At 54.0% G+C, this 8,724-nt stretch carries 9 protein-coding genes; 7 read left to right on the forward strand and 2 right to left on the reverse strand.

Features of this window, described 5'->3' with window-relative positions:
* Positions 1-881, reverse strand: an 881-nt coding sequence (locus Q0897_RS15700; protein ID WP_299310334.1) for a hypothetical protein, incomplete at its 3' end; no start/stop codon positions are given.
* A 337-nt stretch (positions 882-1,218) separates the two neighbouring features.
* Entirely contained in the window at positions 1,219-2,400 is a 1,182-nt protein-coding gene (locus tag Q0897_RS15705) for a glycosyltransferase (RefSeq protein WP_299310336.1), read from the reverse strand.
* A gap of 253 nt (positions 2,401-2,653) precedes the next feature.
* Here Q0897_RS15705 and Q0897_RS15710 point away from each other — a divergent pair, with 253 nt between their 5' ends.
* The 7 genes from Q0897_RS15710 to Q0897_RS15735 form a co-directional block, all read left to right on the forward strand.
* On the forward strand, positions 2,654-2,872 hold the full coding sequence (locus Q0897_RS15710; protein WP_299310338.1) for a hypothetical protein: 219 nt from the start codon (positions 2,654-2,656) through the stop codon (positions 2,870-2,872).
* Between the two features lie 54 nt (positions 2,873-2,926).
* Positions 2,927-4,159, forward strand: a complete 1,233-nt coding sequence (locus Q0897_RS15715; RefSeq protein WP_299310340.1) for a glycosyltransferase — start codon at positions 2,927-2,929, stop codon at positions 4,157-4,159.
* A gap of 242 nt (positions 4,160-4,401) precedes the next feature.
* Entirely contained in the window at positions 4,402-5,556 is a 1,155-nt protein-coding gene (locus Q0897_RS15720) for a glycosyltransferase family 4 protein (protein ID WP_299310342.1), read from the forward strand.
* Positions 5,553-6,596, forward strand: a complete 1,044-nt coding sequence (locus Q0897_RS15725) for a glycosyltransferase family 4 protein (RefSeq protein ID WP_239807248.1) — start codon at positions 5,553-5,555, stop codon at positions 6,594-6,596. The genes Q0897_RS15720 and Q0897_RS15725 overlap by 4 nt, the downstream gene beginning before the upstream one ends.
* A gap of 184 nt (positions 6,597-6,780) precedes the next feature.
* Complete coding sequence (locus Q0897_RS15730) at positions 6,781-8,130, forward strand: UDP-glucose/GDP-mannose dehydrogenase family protein (RefSeq protein ID WP_299310345.1); 1,350 nt, start codon at positions 6,781-6,783, stop codon at positions 8,128-8,130.
* 232 nt (positions 8,131-8,362) lie between these two features.
* The gene (locus Q0897_RS16170; RefSeq protein ID WP_366519949.1) at positions 8,363-8,542 is read left to right on the forward strand and encodes a transposase; all 180 of its coding nucleotides are present in this window, start codon (positions 8,363-8,365) and stop codon (positions 8,540-8,542) included.
* A gap of 59 nt (positions 8,543-8,601) precedes the next feature.
* Positions 8,602-8,724: transposase (locus Q0897_RS15735; protein ID WP_366519950.1), on the forward strand; the 123-nt coding region annotated here is incomplete at its 3' end.

Here is an 8,724-nt window from a genome sequence, read left to right on the forward strand (position 1 = left end):
TCCAACTTGCGGATAAACTTCTCGCTCACCTCGCCCTGTCCGAAAATAAGGCAGTTCAACGATATATCGCAGGTGTCGCCTTTTCGGCATCCAACCAGATTGCTGGCTTCTGGGTTAGCGGAATAGCTGTAACGCAGGTCGGGGTGCGAATGGCGGGTATGCGGTTTTCCGCCGAGACGTGCATAAAGTTTACCATTATGGCGACCGAACGTCCCAATGTTCCAAGATGTGCCGTCCGTTACAACATTGTCACATTCAATTTTGACGGTGTTGCGCTCGGCATCAATGAAGGTTCCATCGCTGTGTACGTTGCTGATGATCGTGTCCCATCGCGCGCGAAATTGGCCATTCTTGTACTCTACGAGCGGCATGTTTCGGTTCTTGCCGCCGCCCATCGCCATGCCACCAATCATGACCTCCTTGTTTTTCTTGGGATCGTCGACGCGAAAAATGCTTATTCCCCATCTGGTGAGTGACGGCCCAACCGCGCCCATTCCCTTGTAGGCAAGAAGGTCCTGTTTCGAATGATTGAAGTCAATGCTGTCGATGTCCACGGCCGGACGCCTGCCGGGATCGTCCTGCTCGAGAGGTTTGTCCGAAAAGATACTGGGCACATACCCAGCGCCATCTTGAAATCCCTGAGCAAGCATCACCTCAGGTAAAATGGAAAAGACATGAAGTTGCGGAAAAGCGGTCGGCTCCCAAGGATCGTCAATGGCTGGCCGGCGGGCGGCGATAGTCCTGACCTTGCCGTCGCCCATATCGAATTCATACGCGACTTCATCTTGCAAGGTTTCGACGAGGCTGCTGATTGCGGGACCCACAAACTGGCTCCAGGCAACGACGCCCTGCTTGCGATAGAGGATTTTGAAAAGCGTCATGGGCCGCTGTCCTTTTGCCGATGGGATTAGATCGCGATGGTTCGGTACGACGAATGGCTGATTGCGTGCACCCCTTCACAACCACAGGCATCATTGTCAGGAGATCATGAACTTAAACCAGACATTTAAAACCCGGCACATCGGTTTTGTCGGTAATGTAGCCGTCAAGCGACATGTTCGAAGACAGGACCCACGGCTCATACCGTGTGCAATCCAGTAGGATGCCAATGAAAGAGAAAACAATCCCCTTCCTGCAATTCAGTCATGCCTGCAGACTAAGCGTATCATCTATGGCTACGGCAAGTTTGCATCCAACTTCTGCCGGGGGCAATAAATATCAATAGCGGTTCTTAAGAGTGATATTCCGCTTTAAAAAAGACGCAGCCTGTATGGGCCAGTCTTTGAAATCACCCACGCGAGATGCTTGCAGTTTGGCATAAAATTTTTCGTATTTTTGAGCAAGCCTGTCAATCGAGAAGTGGGTTTCGAAATATTCTTTCGACAAGCTCGCCAAAGCACTTTCTTTTTCTTCTTTTTTAGCTTCCTTTATAATTTCCGCACGATTCGCCTCTTCAGACAAATCAACGGTTACACGCTCCGAAAAATTCGCAGCAAATGCTGCGTCGAACGTTTGCGGCGTAATGAGTATCGGTAAATCTTGATCGGCAGATGGGCAAAGCATGACCTTGCCAAGGCTTGCCGCTTCCATGAAAGAGCGACCGGTACCGACAACCCAGTCGGCGGCGCCGTTCAACTCTTTTGCATTATGCGCCAGCTCAGGATCAGTAACGAGGCGATCTTCTTCCGGCAAGATCGCCTTTATGCGCTCCATGCTCCCCGCATCGGAAGCATGGCCCAGAATAACAACCTGGCATTTAACGCCTTGCGACCGTAATAGCTTCCCTAGGGAAAGCGTCTGGCGGATTGACCGTTCGAAATAGGGGTGAATGCGGCTGATCCGCAGGATTACCAATGCCCCAGGGGTTATGTGTTCGCGAAAAAGTGACAATCGCTCCTCGGGGCTGGTCACCGCCCTGACCCTGTTTGCGATCAGAGCCAGATTTCTATCGTCGCGCGCAAAAGCATTGCGGAAATGCTGCTGCAGCTCTGCGGAATACACCACCAGATTTCGCACGAACGGAAAATGGCGCCAACCTTTGGGCGCTTTGCCTCCGCATAATGTATGGGCATAGTAGGTTCGTGATAACAACGCAGCGATGCGCCCAAACAAAGATGCATTCATGTCAAACCCGTGAATGACATCCGGTTTGAATTCACTGATCAATGTTCTAAACTGCGGCAAGAACATTGCTGTCTTGCGGGCGTTCACGGGGATAAAGTCGCAAACGCCGCTTTCCCAACGGGACAGGACCGGAGATGGACGGTCCCCGATACAAACCACTCGAACCGCGTGACCTGCCTCCGCCAATGCTTCGGCCGTGGCGAGAACGCTGTAATAGTGACCGCCGATGCCCGTATTCATCTTGCTGAAATTGCTTATGAGCAGGATCACTCGCATTCACATTTCCTCTGAAAGACAGCGCACCCACTCATAAGACGATGGCGGCGTAAATGCCAGAATTCGGCAATTGGGCTTAACGTCCGGCGTTCTACATCAGGCGTCAACGCGCGATAGCACCATTTGCAACGCGACTAGGGAGCGAGACTTTTCGGACATACGCAAAACATGCAAAGACCTCAACGGATCATGCCGGCCCGGCGCCCCTCCAACTCGCGTTTGCGTATTCCCAATCGTCTCTCACGTTAAAATAATGATGAAAACTGCTGCGAATAATCTGTTCTCCGTCGCTTCGCAGCGAGCAGGTATGCAATCCACATTAGCCATGCTCGCTGCAACATTCGTCTCAGCGGTCTTCTCGAAAATAGAGGTATCAATGGCAGTCAGGATATTTCTAAAAGCTACGCTTGCCTTGTCAAAATCAGATAAAAACCTTAAAACTCGATATGGCAAAAAACCTCCGCCAGCATGACACGGGTATGTCAAATTTTCTTGCTGGAAAATCTAACATTTAAGGAAAATCAGCGTGCAGCCCCTTACCATCGCGCATGTGCAAACCCGAATGAACCGTGTTGGGGGATGTGAAGAAAACACTTGGGCAAGCTGTGTCCACCAGGCCGAAAGCGGGAATGACGTTCACCTGGTTTGCGGTCAGAACTCCGATATCGATTTCTATCGCAATCGGCATCCGCAGGTGACTGTCCACCATGTCGAGGAAATGGTGTGGAACATATCGCCGGTCGCCGATTGGGCGGGCGTGAGAGCGCTCAAGAAGCTTTTCCAACAAATCGGCGCCGATGTTATCCATACGCATTCGAGCAAAGCGGGCATTCTTGGCAGAACCGCTGGTAAAATGGCGGGCGCCTCGGCGCTTATCCACGGCGTTCATATTCTACCGTTCAGCAATGTCAGTACGCGCGAGAAGCTAACCTATCTTGCCGTGGAGCATGCTGCGGCGGCGGTCACCGATCATTTCATCCATGTCAGCGAGGGCACAAAGCAGTCCTATCTCACCCATGATATCGGTCAGAACAAGCCGCACAGCGTTGTGCGTTCGGGCATGGAAATCGAAAAGTTTTACGATGCACCCAGGCCGGCCGACGCGCAGGCACTGATCGGTACGTCCGATCGGGCAAACCGGCCCGTCGTCATCCTTATGATGGCAGTTTATGAGGCGCGGAAGCGCCATGCGGAATTCCTGCGCGAGTTTGCGCGCATGATCCAGCCGGATGATAATATTCGCGTGCTGTTCGCCGGCGACGGGTCGGAGCGTGGCAATCTGGAGGCGATGATATCGGATCTGGGACTGCGCGATCGGGTCGAATTGCTTGGGTATCGCAATGATCCCGAACGGCTTGTCGCGCTTAGCGACATGAGTATTCTTTGTTCGTTGCGGGAGGGATTGCCACGAGTCATCGTGCAAAGCTTGGCCGGTGGCAAGCCCGCGGTGGTGAGCCCGTTCGAAGGGATCGAGGAAATCATCGCGCAGGACAGGAACGGGATCATTGCCGCGACAAGCGACGCCGAGGCCGTTGCACGCGAGGCGGTAAAACTCGCACGCGATCGCGAGCGGTTGGCACGCTATACGATCGGAGCGGAGCAGTCGCCGACGAGCGATTGGGCGTTTTCCAGCATGTTTGCGCAGCTCGACGCCGCTTATGCCGAATGCTTGGCCTCTCCACGCGTTGCAAAACGCATGCGCAAGAAATACGGAACAGGCGATAATACCATGCTTCGACAGGCTGTGGGCGAGAACTAAATTGTGCGGAATACTGACGCACTTACGGCTTCGCGAAGAGATTCAAAGCGGCTGTCAAATCGGCGTTGAGGTCTCACTTGCGACCGCCTAAGCGTAGAATTGCCTATTGAGGCCTTATGAGCGAACTGTAATGTCAGGACGTAACCGGTCGACCCGACGGCCAGTCGGCGAAATACTTTACCGAGATATGCCTGCCAGCACGCCATGTTGATCAATTTTTATTTCATTTGGAGCGAACTGGCATGATCGTGATGGCTATCTGTCATTATGACGATACCAACAGCAGCGGCGGCTTGGATAAACAAGCCAGATTGCTTTCTCGTACGATGCAGGCGGCCGGTACGGATGTCATCATGCTTGCCAGCACGCGCAAATGGTCGCGGGCCGGATGGACAATCGATGAGGGGGTGCGCGTCCGCTATTTCTGGACCTATGCCAGTCCGCAAGTTTCGGGACGATACCTACCTGCTGCGTTGATATGGGCATTCCAGATTTTGCTCTGGGTCTTCTTGAACAGGCGCATCATCGATGTTTTTCATTGCCACCAGATTCGCATTCATGCCTTCGTCGCAGCAATAGCGAGCAAATTTTTCAAAATACCGTCATTGCTCAAATCGGCGACCGGCGGTGAAGGCGCCGACATAAAGGCAATTGGTTCACGCAAATATTTCGGTGCGGTCGGCAGGCGGTTCGTCGCTAAGAACGTCACCTGTTTCGTTGCTACGACCGCTGCGATCAAACAGGATCTTACCTCGCATGGCGTCAACGAGGCGAAGGTGGCGCTGATCCCAAACGGATTGGTATTACCGACCCGCAAAAGTAGCCGCGAACGCGACGCGACGCGTGCTTCGAAGGCGCTTTTTCTCGGTCGGCTTGCGGATGACAAGAATGTGGTGACGCTTGCCGATGCGGCGATCAGCTTGGGAAATTCTTCTAGGCTTACGGTCGATATCTGGGGCAAGGGACCCTTGCAGAATAGGCTTGAAAACACAATCGAGACTGCCCCCGCAAGCAGCCACGTGCGTTACCGTGGATTTTCCAGCGATCCGAGCCAGCTGCTCGAAAGATACGGATATATCCTCATTGCCTCTTCGGCCGAGGGACTTTCGAACTCTATGCTCGAGGCGATGGCGCACGGTGTAGTCCCTCTCGCTACCCAAGTCAGCGGATGTGTCGACCATATCGAACCAAACGTGCGAGGCTTTTTCTTTGAAAATAGCGATCGTGAGGCTTTGCTGGCCGGCCTTCGACAAATTTCAGAGGTAGACGATAGGCATTGGGCGGAAATGTCGCGAAATGTCGAAGCCTATGCTTATGAACATTTCGACATTCGCAACGTCGTCAATTCCTATCTGATACTCTACGACAAACTGAACGTGCAGAAAGTTAAAGCATGAAGGTCGTAATTTCCAGCTATACGTTCTTTCCCGATATTGGCGGTGTTTCGACCAATGTATCCATTCTGGCGACGGCCTTCAGCAGGGCCGGTCACGACGTAACGGTGGTTACGCTGACGCCCGGCCCGGTGGACGGGTTCGAATTTGAGATCGTCCGGCAACCCAATACCTCCGAGCTAACGAAACTATACAAAACTGCCGATATACTGATTTTGTCCAATCTCTCTTTGAGATTGCTTTATCCCCTACTCTATATTCGGCGGCCCTTTGGTCTGCGTCATCATTCCGAAAGCGCGTTCGGCCTTTCAAAATCATTGTTCTCCTTCGATATCCTCCGGCGCTGGATCATGGCGCGAGCACATCATTTCGTGACCAGCAAATATATCGGGCGGGTTAGCGGTTTACCTGAATACACGGTCACCTCGCCGTTCGCCAATACGCTGCATATTAAGCAAGATATCATCAAGGATCCGACAGAACGGAGCGGCGCCTTGTTTGTCGGGCGGGTCGAACCTGAAAAAGGCGTGAATTATTTACTCGATCGATGGCCATTGATTCAGGAGACGCTCGGCGTCGAGGAGTTGCGTATCGTAGGTGACGGCTCGCTTGCCGGCGAGGTTCAGAAACGAATCGATAGCGGGCTAAAGAACGTTACTTTCGTCGGTCGCTTGGAAGGCGATCAAACCGCCAGAGAGATGGGCAGAGCGGCTTATATCATTGTCCCCTCGCTCTGGCAGGAACCCTTTGGTGCCGTCGCGTTAGAAGCCGTCGCCGCAGGAGGTATTTCCATTGTCGCAGATCGGGGGGGGCTGAGCGAAGCCGCCGGTGAATTGGGCATCATGTACGATCCCGATGACGACAAATCGTTCGTTCTAGCGCTCAATACCGCACGCGAGACGCGCAACAATCTGCTTTCCGGTCCAGAAGCCTGGGCGGCCTATCGGCTGCAGGTTCAGCGACACCTCGACAGATTTGAGCCTGCGAACGTGGTGCAGACCATCATCGAGACCATGGCGCCGGACCGGGGCAAAGTGGCGTAAGGCGTACACCCAAATAAAAGGCAATTTTTAAAGCGCCCATTTTGAAACGTCTTCAATCTGAAAGTTGTGCACTGCAGCAAGCGATGGTAGCAACCAGCGCAGATTTCGACGTGCGAAGGCGTTTTGGGCTCAAACCAAAGCGATCATAAGCATTAAAAATACTTCTTAAAGTCAGGGAATTGGCATGAAAATCACAATGATTGGTACGGGATATGTCGGACTGGTTTCGGGCGCTTGTTTCTCCGATTTCGGGCACGACGTGGTTTGCGTCGACAAGGATGCACGCAAGATCGATCTCCTTCATGAAAACGTTATGCCGATCTACGAGCCAGGTTTGGCCGAACTGGTTTCGTCCAATGTGAAGGCTGGACGGCTCTCCTTCACCACGGATCTTGTCAAGGGTGTCAGGGATGCCGACGCCGTTTTCATCGCGGTGGGTACGCCTTCGCGTCGCGGGGATGGCCATGCCGACCTGTCCTACGTGTTTGCAGCAGCGCGCGAAATCGCTGAAAATCTTACCAAGCCGACGGTGATTGTGACCAAGTCGACCGTGCCGGTTGGCACTGGCGACGAAGTAGAGCGTATCATCGCCGAAGTCGCTCCGCAGTCGGGCGCGAAGGTCGTCTCCAATCCCGAGTTTCTTCGCGAAGGTGCGGCGATCGAAGATTTCAAGCGCCCCGACCGCGTTGTTGTGGGCTGCGAGGATGCGGGTGCCGAGGAAGTGATGGCGGCGATCTACCGTCCGTTGTCGCTCAACCAGGCTGCGCCGGTCATGTTCACCGGTCGCCGTACGGCTGAGCTGATCAAATATGCGGCAAACGCATTTCTGGCGGTGAAGATCACGTTCATCAACGAAATCGCCGATCTGTGTGAGCAGGTCGGCGCAGATGTGCAGGAAGTGGCGCGAGGTATTGGATCCGATGGTCGGATCGGCGGCAAGTTCCTCCATGCTGGCCCGGGTTATGGCGGTTCTTGTTTTCCGAAAGATACGCTGGCGCTGATGAAGACCGCAGCGGACAATGAAACGCCGCTCCGGATCGTCGAGGCGACAGTTCAGGTCAACGATGCCCGCAAGCGTGCTATGGGCCGCAAGGTCATTCGGGCAATGGGCGGGGAAGTGCGCGGCAAGACCGTCGGTGTCCTTGGTCTAACCTTCAAGCCGAACACTGACGATATGCGCGACGCACCCAGCGTTGCGGTGATTGCCGCCCTGCAGGACGCAGGCGCCAAGGTCCGCGCCTATGATCCCGAAGGGCTTGAGCAGGCACGTCCGATGTTGACCGATGTGGAATTCGCCGAAGGTCCGTACGAAACGGCCGAAGGTGTCGACGCATTGGTGATCGTGACCGAATGGGACGAGTTCCGGGCGCTCAACCTCGATCGACTGGCCAAGATTATGACCAAGCCGCTAGTGGTCGATTTGCGCAATATTTATCCGCGGGCGGAAGCCGAACGCGCTGGTATCGAACTGCACAGCATCGGCAAGCCCCGCAACGATAAGACAATGCCGCGTCTGACTGCTGAAGCGATCTGATGGCGTTCACAGTGTAATGAAATCGTATTGAATATGTTCGGGGCGCTCCATCGGGGCGCCCCAGTTTTCTTCACGACAGCTTTGTTCCGGCAACAATTTAAACCACCATTTGTACATTTCTCACGTGCGAATTGTTCTACGCTAAGGACCGGTTAAATCGATTGTGCGGGAGGCAGTAGGTTGATTCGGTAGCGACATCGGGGGGGCGCTGCTGATCTGCTTGTTGTGGTTGTTGAGCGAGGCACGAATGCGCCGCATCGAGCCGTATTTCCCAGTGTTGCACGGCATTCCGCAGGTCAATGACCGCCGGATCGTCAGCTGCATTATCTCCATGATCAGGAACGGACTGCGCTGGCGCGATGCATCTACTGCCTATGGTCCTCACAAGACGATCTCTGGCATAAACTCATAGGAATCCCTTGAGGATTATGGCTGCGCGTGATTCACGGCTCTCCGAGCTTGGAGGGCAGGATGGCGCGGCGATGGTACGAACCGACAGATGGGGAATGGGCGATCATCGCGCCTTTGTTGCCCGACAAGCCGCGCGGTGTTCCCCGGGTGGATGACCGGCGGGTGCTTAACGGAATCATGTGG

Origin of the sequence: uncultured Croceicoccus sp. (genome assembly GCF_947496385.1) — a bacterium.
Lineage (GTDB): Bacteria > Pseudomonadota > Alphaproteobacteria > Sphingomonadales > Sphingomonadaceae > Croceicoccus.

Bases quoted from the DNA above. Each gene is read 5' to 3' on its own strand.
- Q0897_RS15705 (WP_299310336.1), bottom strand. From the start codon at position 2,400: ATGCGAGTGATCCTGCTCATAAGCAATTTCAGCAAGATGAATACGGGC.
- Q0897_RS15730 (WP_299310345.1), top strand. From the start codon at position 6,781: ATGAAAATCACAATGATTGGTACGGGATATGTCGGACTGGTTTCGGGC.
- Q0897_RS15710 (WP_299310338.1), top strand. From the start codon at position 2,654: ATGATGAAAACTGCTGCGAATAATCTGTTCTCCGTCGCTTCGCAGCGA.
- Q0897_RS15720 (WP_299310342.1), top strand. From the start codon at position 4,402: ATGATCGTGATGGCTATCTGTCATTATGACGATACCAACAGCAGCGGC.
- Q0897_RS15725 (WP_239807248.1), top strand. From the start codon at position 5,553: ATGAAGGTCGTAATTTCCAGCTATACGTTCTTTCCCGATATTGGCGGT.